The organism is Rufibacter soli (genome assembly GCF_054781795.1).
Genome location: NZ_BAAGTS010000005.1, coordinates 339,418 through 358,951, shown reverse-complemented (window position 1 = coordinate 358,951; position 19,534 = coordinate 339,418). Strand labels below are relative to the sequence as shown.

The window sequence follows — 19,534 nt, the reverse complement described above, 5'->3', positions numbered from 1 at the left end:
AATACCTGCCTCATACCCCAACTCAATCCTTGTACGGGTCATACACATCTTCCCCAGCCATGGCCACGCCCAGCGGTTTTAAAGTGTGCAGCACGCGTATGGTATTGCCCTGGTACTTCAAGACTTCCTCCAGTTTCTTGTAGGCCTCGGGGGCTTCATCGGCGCCGGCGCCGCGCAATTCAATGCCTTTCTCTTTCATGCGCTGCTGCACGGCGTCAAAATCTACCAGCCCCTTAGACACTACCGTTTTGCGCTTTACGCCGTTCTTGTCTCGCATCCATTTGGTTTTGCCGGCGGCAGCCCTGCGGCTGAGCAGGCGGCCAGCGCCGTGCACCGTAGAGTACAGCCCCCTAACAGAAAGCTCACTTTCCACGCCTTCTATAATCACCGAGTTGTCAGACATGTTGGCCCCAATAAAGCCCTTCTGCCCGGGGAACGCCGGGGTGCAGCCTTTGCGTACCACCCAGTAGTCTTCGCCCTGGTGCCGTTCAAACCACGCGAAGTTGTGGTGGTTATGAATCATCTCCGTTGACTTGGCGCCCAGTATCTGCAGTACTTTCTCTACCACCACATCGCGGCCTGCATAGGCGTACTCGCCGGCCAGAGACATGGCGGCAATGTAGTCCTGGCCCAAGGCTGACTTTATATCAAACAAGATGGGCGGGCCATCCATGGGGCCTTCCTTGGCTTTGTCAAAGAAACCGAGGCCCTGTGACATGGCAATAAACCCGGTGGCCGTGCGGTGCCCGAAGCCCCTGGACCCGAAGTGCACGCCAATCCAGAGGTAGCCTTCCTCGTCCTCAAACAGGTCAATGAAATGGTTTCCGCTGCCTACGGTGCCTAGTTGCTCGGCAGCCAGTTTTTTGAGTTCGCGCTGGGGCTTGAAATCGGCTTTGCCGATATGGTCCAGTACGGGGTGGTCTATGGGTTTAGGGTTTGGCCGCCCCACCCCGAAGCCGATGCTGCGCACGATCTGGTTCATGATGCGGGCAATGTCTACGTCCTGGGCCAGCAGATCTGTGCGGACGGCCTTGTTGCCGCAGCCAATGTCAAACCCCACCCCAGAGAGGGACACATGGTTCTTGTAGGCCACCGCGCCGCCAATGGGGTGCGCGTAGCCGTAATGGGCATCGGCGGTGAGTACGCCAATGTCTTCTTCGCTTACGCAGCGCTTAATCTGGTCAATGGCGCCTTGGTCAATGATCTCTTCCCCAAAAACGGTGATGTTGTTCAGCACAATAGCCATAGCATTTGAGTTGGTGGCTTAGGCTATACGCAAAAATGCAAGTGTGTTTTAGGGCAGTTTTTGAAAAAACAGGCTTAAAACGGGAAATTGGGGCCAACCTATTGCCAAATTTTTTTGCCCCTGGCGAGGCCGAGGCATAGGATCTAGTCTTGTTTCAGGGACCTGATCACCCGGCAGGGATTTCCGGCGGCAAACACATCAGCAGGAATGTCTTTGGTGACCACGCTGCCGGCTCCAATCACGCTACGGTCGCCTATGGTCACGCCGGGACATACCACTACGCTACCGCCCAGCCATACGTCCTCGCCAATGGAAATAGGTTTTGCGAACTCAAGCCCTGTGGCCCTTTCCTGATGGTTCATGGGGTGCATGGCCGTATAAATCTGCACGTTTGGCCCCAGAAGGGTTCTATTGCCAATGGTGATGGGCATTACATCCAGCAGCACGCAATTGAAGTTGAAAAACACTTTGTCGCCCAGGGTAATATTGGTACCGTAGTCACAGTAAAACGGAGGCTGTATCCAAACTTCTTCGCCAGTCTGCGGGAGCAAGGCCTTCAGGATTCTAGCTCTTTCCTGGGGTTTATCTTCCGGAGATTCATTCAATGCTTTAAGGTACCTTCTGGCCTGCACTCTTTCTTCTGAAAGCTGTTTGTCTAAAGCATTGTACAACGCTCCGGAGAGCATTTTCTCTTTTTCAGTCATGGTCTTCAGTTAGAGATTTTTTTAGTTGTGGAGCGCGTCTATAAGGCGAGTGGAAGCATGGAAGCTATCTCCAGTTTGGGCCCTATTTTAGAAAAACAGGCTGGAAACTCCCATTCAAATGGTTTTGAGTAAATAGTATACCCCAAATCCTATTCCCATTACCCCACCAGCAACTAAGTGAACATTTTTGGTGGTGAGCTGCGCCCTGAGTTTCTTTTCACCTGAATGCCAAATTAATAAAGACATGCTCCCGATAAGAATTAAAACTATTCCCCAAATGACGTTTTCCCAATCTATTTCCATGCACGTGTAGTTTCTAGCCTGTTATTTCCAAAAGACCTTAAAAGTAGAAAAGCCCCGCCATAGTTGGCGGGGCTTTCTTTGGAAGTATGGAGTACGTTAGTTCTTAGGCAGATCCTTTAACAGAACCTCTACCGCTTTCTCCAGTTGCTGGTCGCGGCCTTGGGCGGCGAGGGCTGGTTCATTGGCCACCAAGTAGTCTGGCTCCAGTTGGGTGTTCTCCAGGAACTTGCCACCCTTCAAGGTGCGGTAGCCAATCTGCGGAATCCCGAAGACCATGGTAGGATCAATCAACGTTTCCCACCACACAAAAGTACCGGTGCCAGCCACGGGCATGCCCACAGTCTTGCCCAGACCCAGTTCTTTGTAGAGCATCGGGAAGATGTGCGCGTCTGAGTAGTTGCTCTCGTTCATGACCAGGATAGAGGGCTTCGTCCATTTGTTGCGCGGCTCATCTGAGAGGTGCTGGTTCCTAGGGATAAACTCGGCGTAGCGTTTGGTATTCAGGAAGCTGATGAGGTCATCATGCAGGTTTCCGCCGCCGTTGGACCGGGTGTCTACAATGAGGGCTTCCTTGCCTGCATTCTTGCCCAGCGCGTCTTCATAGACCGTGCGGTAGCTGGCATCGTTCATGCCGCGAATGTGCACGTAGCCCAACCGGCCGTTAGACAAGCGATCCACTTCTTTTCTACGGTTTTCTACCCAGCGGTTATACAGCAATTCGTTTAGCTCACCGGCGTTGATAGGCTTCACGGTTTCTTCCCAGCGCTGTTTGGTTTTCTCGTCATACAGAGAAACCAGGGTGTACTTGCCAGATTTGCGGTTCAGGAGTTGGTCCAGATCGGTATTCTCCTCAATGGCCTGGCCGTCAATCATCTCAATGATCACGCCGGGTTTCACCTTGGAGCTGGCACGGTCAAACGGACTCATGTTCACCACTTCCTTCACCTTGAGGCCACGGCCATTGTACTGCTCCTCAAAGAACAAACCAAGCGAGGCGGTAGCATCTGGGTTGGTGGCGCGGTGGCTGTAACGGCCACCGGTATGAGAGGCGTTCAATTCACCTAGCATCTCGCTTAGCACATCAGCAAAGTCATAGTTGTTGGCGATGTGCGGAAGGAACTGACGGTAATTCTCGGTGTTGGCTTTCCAGTCTACGCCGTGCAGATCAGTTACGTAGAATTTTTGCTCTAACTGCCTAATGACGTGGTCATACATATAGGCGCGTTCGGCGGCGGCGTTCAGGTTCATCTCGCCGTTTACCTTGAGCGTTTCCTGTTTGCCGTTCTCGGTGTCCAGCTTCAGGATTTTGCCTTCGGTGAGCACGAACAGGTTTTTACCGTCTTTGCTCATGGTCATCTCCCCACCGCGGGCGCCTAGTTTGGCCAGCAGTTTGGTGTCATTGTCGCGAAGGTTGGTCACCCACAGGTCATAGCCTTTCTCAAAGCGGGTCAAATAAAACAGCCGGTCTCCTTTAGCGGAAACCACCGCATCTGAAATATCTGAAGACGTACCCGTGAGGCGGACTTTGCGGTAAGCCAGGTTGTCCAGCTCAATGGTCATACCCGCCGGAGCGGCCGTTTTTGGCGCGTCGCCTTTCTTGCCTTTGCCCTTGGGCTCAGCTTTCTCCGCCTGGCCTCGGGCTTCGGTTTCGCGTTTTTCCAGGTCTTCCAGCAGGTTATAATCATCTTTGCTGAGTTTGAAACGGTCAAAGGCGTCCTGGGTGGTGAACAGCGCATAAATATCTCCGGTACCCGAGTTGTTCCCGTTGCCCCGCAGGCCCTCGCGGTTAGAGTAGTAGATGATCATCTTGCCGCCCATCATCCATTGCGGGCCATTCTCATAGTAGCCGCTCTGGGTCAGGTTACGGATGCTGCCGTTACCTGTGGCAGACACCAAACCTACCTCGCTGATCCATTGCTTGGGCTGGTTGTATTGCACCAAGAACCACTTGCCGTCCGGGGACCACTCATAGTACTGGTCGCCGTCTGAGTAGGAGTAGTTGTTGGCAGTGGTCATGATATCGCGCACCTGCTTATTGGCTTTGTTGACCACGCGCAGCTTCACGCGGTCCTCCAAAAACGCCACCTCTTTGCCGTCTGGCGAATAGGTCGGTTGGAATTCCTCTACTTTAGGATTGGCGATGACCACGTCTTCCTTGAGAATGGTAGACGCGTAGAAATAAGGCTCATTGGCCCGCGCGATGCTGGTTTCATACACGTTCCAGCTGCCGTTGCGCTCGCCGGCGTACAGAATCTTTCGGCCGTCTGGCGAGAAGCTCACGCTCCGCTCCTGCTCTGGCGTGTTGGTGATACGCTTGGTGATGCCGCCCTCCACAGAAGACACAAACACCTCGCCGCGGTTCACAAATACTACCTCTTTGCCATTGGGCGATACCTCCATTTCGGTCATGCCGCCAGAAATGGGCAACACGGTTTCCTGGTTGGCTCTAATGTCTGAATACAGCTGAATGGCTACTTTCTGGGGCTGTGCGCCCGGCTTTTGGGTATAGATTTCGCCGTTGTAGGTGAAGGACAGCACGCCATCTTTAGAACCGCTTAAATGCCGCACCGGGTGCTTGGTGAAGTTGGTGATGGCCGTGCTCTGCTTCGGGTTCTGCAGGCTCATCTTGCGCACGTTGAACGTGCCATTGGCCTGTTCGCTCAGGTAATACACGTCCTGGCCATTGGCGGCCACCATGGGCTGACGGTCTTCGCCGGTATTATCCGTGAGCTTGGTGTGCTGCTTGGTTTTGGTGTTATAGGCCCAGACATCACGGGTGATGGAGGACACATGGTGCTTGCGCAGGGCATTCTCCGGTCCTTTGCGGTCCTGGTACACAATCACGTCCCCAGCGGGGCTATAGCGGGCGGCCTCGGCGGGCGTGGTCAAAACCATGCTGTTCTTGCCGCCGTTTACCGGCACGCTGTACAACTCCGGGAACGCCCCTGATGGGAACATGGAGTTGCTGGCCGCATCTAGCCTGGCCGCCGTGAACAACACGTTTTTGCCATCCGCAGAGAAGTCTGATGGCAAGTCTCCGGAGGAGTTAAACGTCAAACGCTTGGACTCGCCGCCCTGCGCGGGCATCACGAACACGTCAAAGTTGCCGTGGCGGTCTGAGGCGTAGGCCAACTGCTTGCCGTCCGGGGACCAGACAGGCATATACTCGTAGCCTTCGTGCATGGTGAGGGGCGTGGCGGTTCCGCCTGCGGCGGCTACCCGGTATAGGTCGCCTTTGTAGCTGAAGACAATGGTTTGGCCGTCTGGCGAAATGGCCGGCGTGGTCATCCAGAGCGGGGTTTGGGTTTGCGCACTCAACCCCAGACTGCTTGCACAGCAGATGGCCAGAGCGGCTAAAAACCTCTTTTTCATGATGTAAGCTATTGTTTGTTAGATTGGATTACTAAATGTAGGGAAAGATTGTATGTTTTCAAGCGGCTACTGGTGCAAAAAGCAGATTTGCGTTTCAGAGGTGTTTTTGAGAAAACAGGCTGGAAACCAATAGTTCTACACGAGTATGTCATCCCCCTACCCCCTCAAAGGGGGACGCAAAAAGAGGGCAGCAGCGTAAATGTTCTTTCGAGAAAAAACAAAAAGCCGTTTTGAGGCCGTTTTCCTGAAAACGGCCTCAAAACGGCTTTTGACTCGCTCAGAACTCAGAACTTCTTCTTAAAGCTTTCCTTTCATGCCTTCCTGGAAGCAGTGGCGGCAGCGGGCTTCATAGGAATCGGTTTCGCCCAGCAGGACTTTCTCCTGGGAGGCGGCATTTCTGAAGGAGTAGGAGGCGATTTCACCGCACTGCACGCAGATGGCGTGGACTTTGGTCACATATTCGGCTACGCCCATGAGGGCAGGCATGGCCCCGAAGGGTTTGCCCAGGTAATCCATGTCCAGGCCAGCCACAATCACGCGAACGCCAGAGTTGGCCAACTGCACGCAGACTTCGGTGATGGCCTCATCAAAGAACTGGGCCTCGTCCACGCCCACCACGTCGCAGCCGCTGCCCAGCAGGAGCATGTCATTGGCGAACTGGATGGGGGTTGACCTGATAGAGGTGGCGTTGTGGGAGACCACGTCCTCTTCATGGTAACGGGTATCAATGGCGGGCTTGAAGATCTCCACGCGCTGCCGGGCTATCTTGGCGCGGTTCAGCCGCCGGATTAATTCTTCGGTCTTCCCCGAGAACATAGACCCGCAAATAACTTCTATCCAACCACGCTTATGGGCTTGCTGGCGGTTTCCCACCCGGGGTTCTATGAACATGTTACTTTATTGAATGATTGAGAGATTGAATGAGTGAGAGAATGAAATTTCTCTCTCCTATCTAAACGAAGGTACTAGCTGCAGCCCCTTCCCTAATGCACAACTTTTCCACACAGTTATCCATTTCGCTGATGCACAGCGAATTGGATGATTGAATGATTGAGAGAGTGAGAGAATTTAAAATTACTTCTGATGCATGATTTCCCAACCATTCATTCTCTCACTCTCTCAATCATTCAATCTCTCATTATAAGAAAGATGCGGAAGTTTCGTTTGGTTAGGGACGCGGCAGGTGACGGGACCGGTGAGTTGGGCCTGGCAGGTGAGGCGCTCGTTGGGTTTGAGGCGGCCGTTGTTCCGGAAACGGGTTTCGGGGGCGGTGTCAGGGGCCAGGTTCTCAGCGCCTTCCACCACAATCATGCGGCAGGTGGTGCAGCGGCCTTTGGCGCCGCAGGCATGCATCCAGTCATGGCCAGCCTGGTGCAAAGCCGCTAAAACTGTCTGCCCTTCTGCCACGTTAACCACTATTCCACCCAGATTCTGCACCGTTAATTCGGCCATATTTCGCTATCTTTACAGCGTATGCTTCCGCCAATGAAAGACAAATATAATCAAATACGCCTGTCACAGTACAGCCAGGCGCTTGCCCAACGTCTCAGCGAAGAACACTTTGCACACCATGAGAACGTTACTGCCCAGCAACTTATCTCTTTCACCCCCATTAAACAGGTAAACCTTTTCATGATCAGGGAGCTGCTCACGCTCTGGAACCATGAAATGGCCAACCTGCGCAGCCCGTACTTTGATTTTGAGCACCCCGAGGTGAAAGATGCCCTGGTACAGTTCATGAACGTGCTGTCCAGAAAGATTTCCATCAAGCGTCCGCACTTTGAGCCTTTGCTCCTGAAAGCCATTCAGGATACGTTCAGGACGGTATTGGAGCCCGCAACCGTTTTTGAGGAGAAATACCTGCGCCTGGATGATGTGTCTACCGCCAAATTGCAGGACACCCTCAAATACCAGGACATTGACAAAGACCTGTACCGCCAGTTCCTATCTACGTTGCCCCCAGGCCAACTGGACCGCAGCCAGATCACTGGCCAACTACAGCAGTTTTTGGCCCAGCAGGAAGACCAGCGTCTGTCTTTAGAGGAGTTGGCAAGCAAGTTCAATGAATTGCTTCCTATCCGGGCGGAAGAATTACTGGCGCCCGTTGCGGCCCCAGCCCCTACTCCCACCCCTGCGGTGAGCACTTTCGTGGCCCCGGCCCAACCGCAGCCCAGGCCGCCTTTCGTCCCTACCTCCCGTGAGGAAGACGAAGACGAAGAGGAATCAATGGTTAACCCGCGTTTCCAGACAGAACATAAGCCCACGCTGAACGACCGCCTCAAGCAGCCCAGTAACGTGACGTACATAGACCGTAACCAGGAGCAGAAGATAGGTTCCCTGAAAGATGCCATCTCTATTAACCAACGTTTCTCCTTCATCAATGAACTCTTTGAAGGCGATAACATGGCCTACCACGCCGTGATCAAGGATCTGGACGCCTACGGAAACTCCCAGGACGCCAAAAATTACCTGTTGCAGGACGTGGGCAGCAAATACAACTGGAGCCGCAAAGAAGAACACGTGCAGAAACTGACCAAATTGATTGATCGCAAGTTCATGTAATTAGTTTGGCCCTGTTTTGCTAAAAACAGGCTCAAAACGAAACGCCCGGCCCCTGTTAAAGGAGCCGGGCGTTTCGTTTTAAGGGCGAAAAGTGCTTCAGGAGGTTTTCCTGAGTAACCGGCCTATCACCACCGTGGCCTGGCCATTTTCCAGAAACCTGACCAGCATCGCCCCGTTCCTGCCCCTAATGCATTTCCCGGCCGGGGTTCTGACCGCCACGCAGAGGGCACCTTTCAAGCTATTGTCCGTGTACCGGTCTCCCAGATAGCGGTAATGCGTTTCGGGCATGTTTTTCAGAAAGAAGGGCTAAAACAGAAGGTCTTGCTACGTGCTACGCCTTACCCTCTGCCCAAATCCAGTTTGCGGTGGGCGTCAATGGCCAGCAAGATGAAGAGCAGAATAGTGAACGACCAGAGCGAGGAGCCGCCATAGCTGAAGAATGGCAACGGAATGCCCACCACCGGGGCCAGCCCGATGGTCATGCCCACGTTCACCAGAAAGTGGAAGAAGATGATAGAAGCCACGCAATAGCCGTAGGTGCGACCAAAGACGGAGCGCTGCCGTTCGGCTACGTAGATGATGCGCAACAGCAGGCCAATGAACAGGGCAATGATAATCAAGCTCCCTATCCAGCCGTGTTCCTCGCCCACGGTACAGAAGATAAAGTCAGTACTCTGCTCAGGCACGAAGTCAAATTTGGTCTGCGTCCCCTCCAGGAAACCTTTCCCGAAGAACCCACCAGAACCGATGGCAATCTTAGATTGGGTCACGTTCCAGCCCACGCCCAAAGGGTCAATCTCGGGGTCTACCAGTACTTTTATGCGGTTCTGCTGGTGGGGCTGCAAGACGTCATCCACAAAGTAGCTCACGCTGAATACCATCACCACCACGGCGGCCCAGATACCGGCATACGTGTAGAGGTAGCGCTTAATTCTATGGAAGTTAAACCAGAGGTAGGCCCCCATGAGCACGGTGATAATGGCCACCAGGTACCACTGCGGAATCAGGAGCGTAAGCAGGAATACAAACACAGCCACGGCTCCAATGATCAGGATCAACGGTGACATGCCTTCTCTGAAGAAAGGCAGCGTAAAGGCGGCGAATACCAGGGCAGACCCGGTTTCATTCTGCAGGATGATGATGATAGGCGGCAAAAGCGCCAGCCCGGCCAGTTTGGCTTGGTCGCGCCAATTCTGCTGCCGCAGGTTAATCCCGCTCATGAACCTGGAGACGGCCAGGGCGGTGGCGAACTTGGCAAACTCAGCCGGCTGCAAGCGCACAGACTCCGTGATCACCAGCCAGGACCTTGACCCTTTGATAGGTGAGGCCAGCAGCAGCGTACCCAGCAGGATGAGAATCACCAGCCAGTAAATACCGTAGGCCAAGGAGTCATACGCTTTGTAGTCAATGGCAAACAGCATCACAATAATCACCCCCGAGGTGGCAATCCAGGCCAATTGCTTGCCAGAGTTAAGCGTAAAGTCAAAGATGCTGGTCACATGCTCCGGGTTATAGACCGCAGCGTAAATATTGACCCAGCCCAGCAGCACCATCAAGCCATATAGCCCAATGGTGATCCAGTCAATGTTGCGGGTAAGTTTATAGGAGGTACGCATGTGTGTTTTGGTTAATTACCCCACTTATAGAAGGCCCCGCTGATCATGTCTGCCTCCCAGCGCTTGCGCCCTGCGGTAGTAATGGTATCTGTAAGGTACTTCTCTACCATGAGACTGGCCATTGGAGCTGCCGCCACCGCGCCGCCCCCAGCGTTCTCCACATATACCACAATGGCAATCTTAGGGTCATCCTTCGGCGCGAAGGCAATGAACACCGAGTGGTCTTTGCCGTGGGGGTTCTGGACGGTCCCGGTTTTGCCGCAGATGGTCACGTTGATATGTTTCAGTTGCGCGTAGCGGGCGGTACCAGATTCCACCACCCGCTGCATACCTTCTACCACCGCCGGGAAATGCCGGGGTTCCACCGAGGTGTAATGCTTAACCTGATACTCCGGCAAAGGCTTGCCTTTCTCCCCTACAGAACGGACAATATGCGGGGTGTAGTAAAAGCCGCGGTTAGCGATAATGGCGGCAAAATTGGCCATCTGCAGCGGCGTTACCCCCGTTTCACCCTGCCCGATACTGATAGAGTAAATAGTGGGGAATTTCCAGCCTTTGGGTCCATAAATCTTATCATAGAACAAAGACGAAGGCATCATACCTTTCTTCTCATTGGGCAAGTCTACGCCTACCTGGGTGGCAAAGCCGAAGGTCTGGATGTGCTTGCGCCAGGCGTCCAGCCCCAGGTGCGTGTCCTGGAAGATATTGCTGGACCTGCCCTTGTTCACCACTGACCGGAACACTTGGTAAAAATAGGGGTTACAGGACTGCTCTATGGCAATGCCCAGGTTAGCTGGGTACGGGTGCCGGTGCGAGCATTTCACCAAAGACCAGTTGCAGGGATAGCCGGTTTCTGCGGTAAGCGTTCCTTCCTGCATGGCAATGAGGGCCTGCGCCAGTTTGAAGATAGAGCCCGGTGGATAGGTAGCCATGAGCGGCCGGTTAAAAAGCGGCTTTACGGGGTCTACCAGCAATTTCATGTAATTATTGCCCAGTTCCTTACCCGTTAGCTGAGAAGGGTCATAATACGGCGCCGACACCAATGACAGAATCTCTCCGGTGCTGGGCTCTATGGCCACAATGCTGCCCGTCTTTCCCTCCATCAGCTTTTCGCCGTAGGCCTGCAGGTCCAGGTCAATGGTGGTGGTGAGGTTCTGCCCGGCCACTGACAAGGTATCATAGGCGCCGCTTTTAAAGGAGCCCTTCTCAATGCCGCGCACATTCACCATGGTATATTTCACGCCCCGCTTGCCCATCAGGTACTGCTCATACTCCCGCTCCAAGCCACTAATACCCAAGTAGTCACCCTGGCGGTACCCCCGGTACGAAGAATCTTCCAACTGGCGCGGACTGATCTCACCAATGTAGCCCAACGCGTGGGCCAGACTTTTATGCGGATAACCCCGTACCGTACGGGCATTGATGTAGAACCCCGGGAAATCTACCAGGTTATCCTGGATAGCAGCAAACTCGGCGTTGGTGAGGCGCTGCAGGAAAGGAGAGGATTTGACATAAGAATAGGCTTTGGCGGCCTTGATCTTCTCGCGGTACTCCGGTAGGCTCATGCCCACCAATTGGCAGAATTTAAGGGTATCAATGGATTTGGCTTCTTTAGGCACCACCATTAAATCATAGACGGGGGTGTTTTCTACCAGCAGCTTTCCATGGCGGTCATAGACAAGGCCCCGGAACGGGTATTGTACCACCCGGCGCATGGCGTTGTTTTCCGCAGCCGTCTTGTAGCTGTCATCCAGTACCTGCAGATAGAAAAGCTTGATGAGATAAACCGCCCCAATAGCTATGAAGATTGCCTGGATTACGTATTTGCGGCCTTCTAAGTATTTCATCTAAAACCCCTTGCCCTTCGCTCAAAAAATAACATTTGGAAAATAATCAGCACAGTGCCCGTGAACAGGGTACTGGCTATTATCTTGGCTAACGTAAAACCTATTAATTTAAATCCGTTGAGTTCCAGAAAAAACAGGGCGAAGTGGTGCACGAAGATCAGCGCGGCGCCATAGGTCAGAAACCAGCGCCAGCCCATAGAAGGCAGGCTGGCATTGTCTGAAGTCTCATACCCGTCTCTGGGCGTGATCAAATGGAGCATAGACGGCCGCAGATACGCCATGAGCACCGTGGCGGCGGCATGCACCCCAGACGTGTCATAGAACAGGTCTACCGTAAACCCGGCCACAAAGCCCAACAGTAGCAGTAATACCTTGTCCATCTCAATGGGCAGGAAAAGGATAAAGCCCACGTACACAAAGCAGAACCCCGTCTCAAACAGCACCAGGTTACGCATGAGCAACACCTGCAGGCCAAGCAGCACTACAAACTGCACTAAATGGATGAACCTGAAATTATTCATTCTCTTCGGTTATGCCAGATTTGATGAATAGGCTGTCTACTTCGGGCTTGCGTTTGTTTTCCACCACGTACACGTAGGAGAGTTTGCTAAAATCAACGCTTAGGCGCACTTTGATGGTGTAAAAGCTTTTATCCAGCTCTTTGCGCACGCTTATCACGCGGCCCACCAAAATGCCCGGCGGATAAATACCCCCGGCCCCCGAGGTCAAAACAGAATCGCCTTTGAACACTTTCTCGCTCAAGGGAATATAATGCAGACTGGCCGTCTCGGGATCTTCCGTGTCCCACCTAATGGAGCCCAGGCTTTTGTTGCGCTTAAGCCGCACCGAGATCAAGGTCTGGGAATGAAGCAAAGACGTGACCGTGGCATAGTGCTTGGAAACCGCTTTTACCCGGCCTACCACCCCATTGGCGGTCAATACACCCATGCCGGGTTGCACCCCTGCGTCTGAGCCCACGTTGAGCGCCAAGTGGTTGTTGAGCCCCCGCACCGAGTTGCTGGTTACCCGCGCCGGACGATAGGTATACAAGGCCGGCCCCAAAGAATCTGCCGCCAGGGAGTCTGTGGGCATGAACAGGGAATCTTTGGCCATACCCAGGCTGTCGTCCAGCTGCCTTTCATTTAATTGCGTGAGCAGGGCCCGCAACTGGGCATTTTCCTGCGCCAGCGTCTGGTTTACCTCTGTGAGCCTGAAATAATCAGATACTTGGCTCTGCAGTTCCAGTACCCGCCCCACGTAGTAGTTAGAGGACTGGTAAAAAGCAGCGCTATGGTACGTGTTATTCCGGTACAGCAAATACAGGGAAACCCCCTCTAGCAGCAGGAATACCAGGAAAGCCCTAATCCGGAAGATGAAAATAAATAGTTTCCGCATGGGCGCGTGCGCTTATTAGCTCAAGAGCACGTTGCGGAAACCCTCAATGTTTTTCACGGCCGCACCCGTACCACGCACCACGGCGCGTAACGGATCCTCGGCAATGTGGATAGGCAGCTTGGTTTTGGCGGCCAGACGTTTGTCCAGACCGCGCAACAAGGCTCCACCGCCAATGAGGTGAATACCGTTGTCATAGATATCGGCAGAAAGCTCCGGCGGCGCAATCTCCAAGGCCTTGAGAACAGCCTCTTCAATCTTAGATACTGATTTATCCAGCGCGATGGCGATTTCCTGATAGGTTACCTTGATCACCTTCGGGATACCGGTCATCAAGTCACGGCCCCTGATCTCAAAGTCGGCCGGCGGGTTCTCCAGTTCAGTGAGCACGGCGCCCACCTCAATTTTAATTCTCTCGGCAGACCGCTCCCCAATCAGAAGGTTATGCTGACGGCGCATGTGGTCCAGAATGTCTTTGTTGAATACGTCTCCCGCTACCCGGATGGATTGGTCGCACACAATACCAGACAAGGCAATCACGGCAATCTCAGTAGTACCGCCCCCTATGTCTACTACCATGGTGCCCACGGGCTGCTCTACGTCAATGCCAATCCCAATGGCAGCGGCCATTGGCTCCTGGATCATCCAGACCTCGCGGGCATCGGCGTGCTCGGCTGAGTCTTTCACGGCGCGTTTCTCTACCTCGGTGATACCAGAAGGAATGCAGATTACCATGCGGTACGATGGCTGGAACAAACGCTTCTTGCCTTTGTCAATCATCTTGATCATGCCCCTGATCATCTGCTCTGCCGCGGTAAAATCCGCAATCACGCCGTCTTTGAGCGGACGGATGGTTTTGATGTTTTCGTGGGTCTTTTCGTGCATTTGCATCGCCTCTCGCCCTACGGCTATCACCTTGCCGGTAGACCGGTCAATGGCAATAATGGAAGGTTCATCAACTACTATTTTATCGTTATGGATGATAAGGGTATTGGCGGTACCCAGGTCAATCGCTATATCGGCAGTAAAAAAATTAAATAATCCCATTATGTTTCTTTGTGGTGTTCTCTTCTAGAACACTATATATGAAAAACTATTTCTCTACAAGGTACTATAATGGCGCAAAATTACGTATTTCCCGCCAATAAATTCTGCTGATCCCAAACCAGTTGCGTTTTTAGCCTTATTTCAGGATTTCAGGTCCTAAACGGCGGTTTTGCTGGTAATAGTATGGCCGGTTATCTATTCCTTTGAAGAACTTTTGTAGCAATAGATGCTTTCCTCTTTGTGAATCATTCAAGGGCAGAGCCAAATTGTCTTTCTTTTAGATTTACTTTTTATAAGATTGATTTCTGCTGGCGCTAAAGCTGAGTGCTGGAGGATTTTCCATACCGCCTGTGGCTGGCGTGGTAAGCGATGTCGCCTTAGCCCTTATGCTTGGTTGTTGCATGGTTTCCCTCCGAGCGCTCACGGCCGCGGGGCCCCGTCTTTCCCCTCGCACTGCCCTTGCGGCCGAGTTGCAGTCTGCCCTTAGCAAAGCCCCTGCAGGGCCACAAGCGAGGCGCTCAAAGTAAAGACTGGAACTAGAAAAGCGTGGGAAGGTAAGTGTGGTGTAGAACGTTTTAGGCACGTTTTTCCAAAAACAGGCTCAAAACGCACTACTGCCCGACAATTCCTATAATCGCTTACCAAGAGCAGACTCCCCCCTTGAGGGGGGCGAAGGGGGGTGTTCACACAGGAGAGCACATTTTGCGGATTTATCGCATTGCCCTCTTACTCGTCCCCCTTTAAAGGGGGTAGGGGGATGACGCACTCCTACAGATCAACTCAGGACTCTAGACTCAAGACTCAGCGCAGCCGTTTTAGGCCTATTTTCCCAAAAAAAGGCCTAAAACAAAACGCCCGGCCGTTCACAGAACAGCCGGGCGTTTGCAGAGCGGAAGCAGAAACTTCTTAGTGCTTGAAGTGACGTACGCCGGTCATGACCATGGCCTGGCCGCGGGCGTTGCAGGCGGCAATGGAGTCCTGGTCTTTGATGGAGCCGCCGGGCTGCACTACGGCAGTGATGCCGGCCTCGGCGGCAATCTCCACGCAGTCCGGGAATGGGAAGAACGCGTCTGAGGCCATCACGGATCCTTGCAGGTCAAACCCGAAGCTTCTGGCTTTCTCAATGGCCTGGCGCAGTGCGTCTACGCGCGAGGTCTGCCCTACCCCACTGGCCAGCAACTGGTTGCCACGGGCCAGCACGATGGTGTTGGACTTGGTGTGCTTGCACACTTTCAGGGCAAACTCCAGTCCTTGCACCTCTTCTTGTGACGGCGCGCGCTCAGTCACGGTCTTGAAATCAGCGGCGGTTTCGGTGGCCAGGTCTTTGTCTTGCTCAATCACGCCGTTGAGCAGCGTCTTGAACAGTTTACCCTGCAGCTGCACCGGCTTCTGGCGCAGCAGAATGCGGTTCTTTTTGGATTGGAGCAGCTCCAGGGCGTCCTGGTTGAAATCAGGCGCGATCAATACCTCAAAGAAAAGCTTGTTCAACTCTTCGGCGGTAGCCAGGTCCACGGGCTGGTTGGTAATGATCACCCCGCCAAACGCAGATACCGGATCGCAAGCCAGGGCGTTGAGGTAGGCCTGGTGCAGGGAATCGGCGACGGCCACGCCGCAGGCATTGGTGTGCTTTAAGATAGCCACGGCGGGCTGGGCAGAGAACTCGGCCATCAAGAGCACTGCGGCGTCTACGTCTACCAGGTTATTGTAAGAGAGTTCCTTGCCGTTGAGCTTGTCAAAGAGGGCATTCAGGTCGCCGTAGAAGGTCCCGGCCTGGTGGGGGTTCTCGCCGTAGCGCAGGGTCTGGCTCTGGCGCTCGCTTTGCTTGAATACGGGGGCCAGGTCCTGCTCCTTGCTCAGGTAGTTGAAGATGTGGGTATCGTAGTTAGACGAGATATCAAAGGCCTTGGCGGCGAAGCGCTTGCGGTCGGACAGGTCAGTATTGCCGTCTTTGCTTTGCAGGAGGTCCACCACTTCTGCGTACTGCTCGCGCGAGGACACAATCAGCACATCCTCAAAGTTTTTGGCCGCCGCCCGGATAAGGGAGATGCCGCCAATGTCAATCTTCTCAATCACGTCTTCCTCCGGGGCGCCCGAGGCCACGGTTTCCTCAAACGGGTACAGGTCCACAATCACCAGGTCCAGGGCCGGAATCTCAAACTGCGCCACTTCCTGCTGGTCTTGCGCATGCCCCCGGCGGTGCAGAATACCCCCGAAGATTTTGGGGTGCAGGGTTTTCACGCGGCCCCCGAAGATAGACGGGTAATCGGTGACGCTGTCTACAGCCACTACCTCGGCGCCCAAGCCTTCCAGAAAGGTCTGCGTGCCGCCCGTGGAATAAAAAGTAACGCCTTGCTTCTGGAGTTCGCGCACCAACGGCTCCAGGCCGTCTTTGTAGTACACAGAAATAAGGGCAGATTTGATTTTTACGGTATTCATATGATTTGACGAAATGTGGTTCTGAAAAGGAAAGAGATATACTCCAAGGTTCGGCCAAAGCCCGCTGGGCCCGCGTGGAAACCAGACAGATGGTTGACCGGAAAAGGCATAGCAAGAGCATGCTTACGGGCAATCCCGAAGCCAGAAAAAGGCGCTCGCAGACACGGGTAGGGCAGTGAAAGAAAAACCTGGGGCCGTGTCTGGTGCATCATGTGGGGTTATGATTTTAGGCGGCCGATGTTCCCGGCTTCTTTTGGTCAGCAGTGAGCAGTTCCTCTACCACCCGTGGCAGGTGCTGGTGCTCCAGGGTGAGCACGCGGGCGGCAATGGTCTCTGCGGTATCCTGGGGTTCTACCGGGCAGCGGTCCTGGAAAATGGGTGCGCCTTCATCATAGTGCTCGTTCACGTAATGGATGGTAATGCCCGTCTCCACTTCGTTGGCCTCCAGCACGGCCTGGTGCACGTGCTGGCCATGCATGCCTTTGCCCCCGAACTTGGGCAGCAGCGCCGGATGGATGTTGATGATTTTATTGGGGAAAGCCTGTACAAAGGCGGCTGGCAGCAGCCAGAGAAACCCGGCCAGGACAATTAAATCTGGCCGGTACGTTTCCACCTGTTGCTGCACTTCCCCTGATTTCAGCATGGGCCGGTCAAACACGGCGGTAGGCACGCCAAATTTCTGAGCCCGTTGTAGGGCATACGCGTCTGGGTTGTTGGAAAAGAGCGCCACAATCTGAATGTGCGGGTGGTGCTCAAAGTGCTCCAGCAGGCGCTGGGCGTTACTCCCGGAGCCGGAAGCGAAAATGACGATGTTCTTTTTAGAAGAGGTACCCAAAACGGCTTGTACTGCGGATGGAAGAGCAAAGATAGCGTTTCTGAGGTATTTTCAGGAAAACAGGCGAAAAACGTGAAAATTTGTTCTCTCCCTGCAGCTAGGAGAAGGAATATGGCAAGTGCGTTTTAAGGCCGTTTTCTGAAAAACAGGCCCAAAACGGAAGGATATCCTTCATGTGGCATCAGTTAGTGGGCTTAAAAGGAACAGCGCTTCCTATCAGCCCAAACTCATAGCTACAGGCGTGTAATCATTTTTCTAGGTCCTAAGGAGCATCCCCTTTTCCGCAACTACGTAACCCCATCGTCCTTCCTTGGCAGCATTTTTATAAACGATAATGGAAGGCGGCAATCAATTTCTACCCTGGCCTGCGTAAAAGAAGATTGCTTTCAAATCCGTCCCATTATTCTACTATACTAAAAATGATTAAAATCATCTTTGAAGGTGATTTCTATCCCTCCCCAGTGGGTAGCGTAGCCCAAGGTTACAGCGTAGTTAACTAGTGTAAAGCACAGAAACAGTTTAACTTTTACGCTTGCTAATGTTAAACCAATGGATGATGTAAAACGATTTCTACAAACCAAAGTGCCCATACTCTTCGTGGTGTTGTTCCTGTTCTCCTGTGAGCAGGCCATGCAGGAAATGGACCCTTTAAAAGTAAACGGCTCCAAGGAGGCAAAAGGAGGAGGAAGTACCGGCATTACCCGCAACCAGCTTTACCTACCTGGTGAGGTAACGGCATCAGGGTTCTCTATTACGGCGGCCGCTATCTCTGTAGATTTGGGGGGCGGCAATTTCACGCAGGTGTGGGCGTACAACAGCAGTTTCCCGGGACCAACCATTAGGGTAAATCGGGGAGACAACGCTACCATCACGTTTCAGAACCAGCTACCGGAGCACAGCATCATTCACTGGCATGGGTTGGTGGTGAGCACCGAAAATGACGGACAGCCCCAGCAAGCCATAAACACCGGCCAGACCTACCATTACAGTTTTACGGTAAACCAGCGGGCGGCCTTCAACTGGTATCATCCCCACCCGCACATGATGACAGGTGAGCAGGTGTACAATGGTCTGGCCGGCGGCTTTATTGTGAATGACAGCGAGGAAGCCAGCAAGAACCTTCCAACCGGGAAATATGAGGTGCCCCTGGTTATCAGGGATGCCACGTTCAGTAACACCGGCGCCATGCTCTACAAACCTACTTCAGGCGGCTTCCTGGGCCAGGTAGCCTTGGTGAACGGCACGAAAAACCCTTATCTGGACGTGGACAGAGCCGTCTACCGCTTTAGAATTCTCAACGGCGCCAACTCCCGGATATTTGGTCTGGCACTTTCCAACGGCGCCAATCTACACCTCATTGGCAATGACGGTGGGCTCTTACCTCTTTCTTCAGACCAGGCCCGCATTGATATGGCTAATGGAGAAAGAACAGACGTGTTGATAGATTTCAGGAACTACCCCGCCGGCACCAAAATAATGCTGCGGGACCTTAGGGCAGGATGGGATTTACTTGAGTTCAGGGTTGGCAGTACGCAGGCGGCTTTTACCGCTAGTTTGCCTATTACCTCTTCTTTTACACCCCTGCCATCAGCGATAAGAACCCGCACCTTCAGTTTTGACGGCATGACCAAGATCAACGGCAAAGTGTTTGACATGAACCGCATAGACTGGACTGTGAAAAAAGGCGATACCGAGCTTTGGGTGTTCAAGACCAATGGCAATGCCCCGCATCCGGTGCACATACATGGCGCCTCCTTTCAGGTAGTTTCCCGTTCTGGCGGCCGAGGCAAGGTATTTGCCTGGGAAGCAGGCTGGAAAGATACCGTGCTCCTGGAAGACCGGGAAACGGTCACGGTCCTTATAAGGTTTGACAGTTTTACGGGAAGGTACCTCATGCACTGCCACAAACTGGAGCATGAAGACATGGGCATGATGGCTAATTTTGAGGTAGTAGACTAAGCAAACTATAACTTACCAGAATAGGAACCAAAGGTATTTGAGGCGCGTGACCTCCTCCTGTCTTTGGTCTGCCTATTTGGGTAATTGCCGAAACCCTCCTGCGGTAGCGACATAATTCTTGTGTCGCTACCGCAGGAGGGTTTCTGTTTTTTTCCTCTCGTCAAACTTTTGCTGAGTGCGTTTACATCTCAAAAAGGTAGATAAATCAGAGGCTT

At 53.3% G+C, this 19,534-nt stretch carries 16 protein-coding genes; 2 read left to right on the top strand and 14 right to left on the bottom strand.

From position 1 onward, the window contains the following. Positions 1 to 22 precede the first annotated feature (22 nt). The 6 genes from ACYVJQ_RS16040 to ACYVJQ_RS16015 all read right to left on the bottom strand — a co-directional run bounded on the left by ACYVJQ_RS16040 (position 23) and on the right by ACYVJQ_RS16015 (position 7,077). Positions 23 to 1,246, bottom strand: coding sequence for an RtcB family protein (locus tag ACYVJQ_RS16040; RefSeq protein WP_460894122.1), 1,224 nt, complete (start codon positions 1,244 to 1,246; stop codon positions 23 to 25). Between the two features lie 143 nt (positions 1,247 to 1,389). Continuing rightward, positions 1,390 to 1,950: a sugar O-acetyltransferase gene (locus tag ACYVJQ_RS16035; protein ID WP_460894121.1), complete on the bottom strand. Its 561-nt coding sequence runs from the start codon at positions 1,948 to 1,950 to the stop codon at positions 1,390 to 1,392. A gap of 114 nt (positions 1,951 to 2,064) precedes the next feature. Next, a complete protein-coding gene (locus ACYVJQ_RS16030) occupies positions 2,065 to 2,253 on the bottom strand; it encodes a hypothetical protein (protein ID WP_460894120.1) in 189 nt (62 codons plus the stop codon). Positions 2,254 to 2,349: 96 nt separating this feature from the next. Next, positions 2,350 to 5,625 carry a S41 family peptidase gene (locus ACYVJQ_RS16025; protein WP_460894119.1) on the bottom strand — a complete coding sequence of 1,092 codons (3,276 nt, stop codon included), beginning with the start codon at positions 5,623 to 5,625 and terminating at the stop codon, positions 2,350 to 2,352. A gap of 297 nt (positions 5,626 to 5,922) precedes the next feature. Beyond that, positions 5,923 to 6,516: a thymidine kinase gene (locus tag ACYVJQ_RS16020; RefSeq protein ID WP_048921499.1), complete on the bottom strand. Its 594-nt coding sequence runs from the start codon at positions 6,514 to 6,516 to the stop codon at positions 5,923 to 5,925. Positions 6,517 to 6,744: 228 nt separating this feature from the next. Next, positions 6,745 to 7,077, bottom strand: coding sequence for a 2Fe-2S iron-sulfur cluster-binding protein (locus ACYVJQ_RS16015; RefSeq protein ID WP_460894118.1), 333 nt, complete (start codon positions 7,075 to 7,077; stop codon positions 6,745 to 6,747). A 33-nt stretch (positions 7,078 to 7,110) separates the two neighbouring features. On the opposite strand from ACYVJQ_RS16015, the gene ACYVJQ_RS16010 reads away from it, so the two are divergent. Then, entirely contained in the window at positions 7,111 to 8,187 is a 1,077-nt protein-coding gene (locus ACYVJQ_RS16010) for a hypothetical protein (protein WP_460894117.1), read from the top strand. Positions 8,188 to 8,283: 96 nt separating this feature from the next. On the opposite strand, the gene ACYVJQ_RS16005 is transcribed toward ACYVJQ_RS16010, so the two are convergent. The 8 genes from ACYVJQ_RS16005 to purN all read right to left on the bottom strand — a co-directional run bounded on the left by ACYVJQ_RS16005 (position 8,284) and on the right by purN (position 17,360). Then, positions 8,284 to 8,475 (bottom strand): hypothetical protein, encoded by a 192-nt coding sequence (locus tag ACYVJQ_RS16005; RefSeq protein WP_460894116.1) that lies wholly within the window; start codon positions 8,473 to 8,475, stop codon positions 8,284 to 8,286. A gap of 50 nt (positions 8,476 to 8,525) precedes the next feature. Next, on the bottom strand, positions 8,526 to 9,803 hold the full coding sequence (rodA, locus tag ACYVJQ_RS16000) for a rod shape-determining protein RodA (RefSeq protein WP_460894115.1): 1,278 nt from the start codon (positions 9,801 to 9,803) through the stop codon (positions 8,526 to 8,528). Between the two features lie 11 nt (positions 9,804 to 9,814). Continuing rightward, positions 9,815 to 11,650, bottom strand: coding sequence for a penicillin-binding protein 2 (gene mrdA / locus ACYVJQ_RS15995; RefSeq protein WP_460894114.1), 1,836 nt, complete (start codon positions 11,648 to 11,650; stop codon positions 9,815 to 9,817). After that, the gene (locus ACYVJQ_RS15990; RefSeq protein ID WP_460894113.1) at positions 11,647 to 12,171 is read right to left on the bottom strand and encodes a hypothetical protein; all 525 of its coding nucleotides are present in this window, start codon (positions 12,169 to 12,171) and stop codon (positions 11,647 to 11,649) included. Before ACYVJQ_RS15990 ends, mrdA begins: the two co-directional genes overlap by 4 nt. Next, the gene (mreC, locus tag ACYVJQ_RS15985) at positions 12,164 to 13,045 is read right to left on the bottom strand and encodes a rod shape-determining protein MreC (protein ID WP_460894112.1); all 882 of its coding nucleotides are present in this window, start codon (positions 13,043 to 13,045) and stop codon (positions 12,164 to 12,166) included. Before mreC ends, ACYVJQ_RS15990 begins: the two co-directional genes overlap by 8 nt. Before the next feature lie 15 nt (positions 13,046 to 13,060). Then, positions 13,061 to 14,089: a rod shape-determining protein gene (locus tag ACYVJQ_RS15980; RefSeq protein ID WP_048921507.1), complete on the bottom strand. Its 1,029-nt coding sequence runs from the start codon at positions 14,087 to 14,089 to the stop codon at positions 13,061 to 13,063. A 906-nt stretch (positions 14,090 to 14,995) separates the two neighbouring features. Continuing rightward, a complete protein-coding gene (purH, locus tag ACYVJQ_RS15975; protein ID WP_460894111.1) occupies positions 14,996 to 16,525 on the bottom strand; it encodes a bifunctional phosphoribosylaminoimidazolecarboxamide formyltransferase/IMP cyclohydrolase in 1,530 nt (509 codons plus the stop codon). 226 nt (positions 16,526 to 16,751) lie between these two features. Next, the gene (gene purN, locus ACYVJQ_RS15970) at positions 16,752 to 17,360 is read right to left on the bottom strand and encodes a phosphoribosylglycinamide formyltransferase (RefSeq protein ID WP_460894110.1); all 609 of its coding nucleotides are present in this window, start codon (positions 17,358 to 17,360) and stop codon (positions 16,752 to 16,754) included. 582 nt (positions 17,361 to 17,942) lie between these two features. On the opposite strand from purN, the gene ACYVJQ_RS15965 reads away from it, so the two are divergent. Next, entirely contained in the window at positions 17,943 to 19,319 is a 1,377-nt protein-coding gene (locus ACYVJQ_RS15965) for a multicopper oxidase family protein (protein WP_460894109.1), read from the top strand. Positions 19,320 to 19,534: the final 215 nt, after the last annotated feature.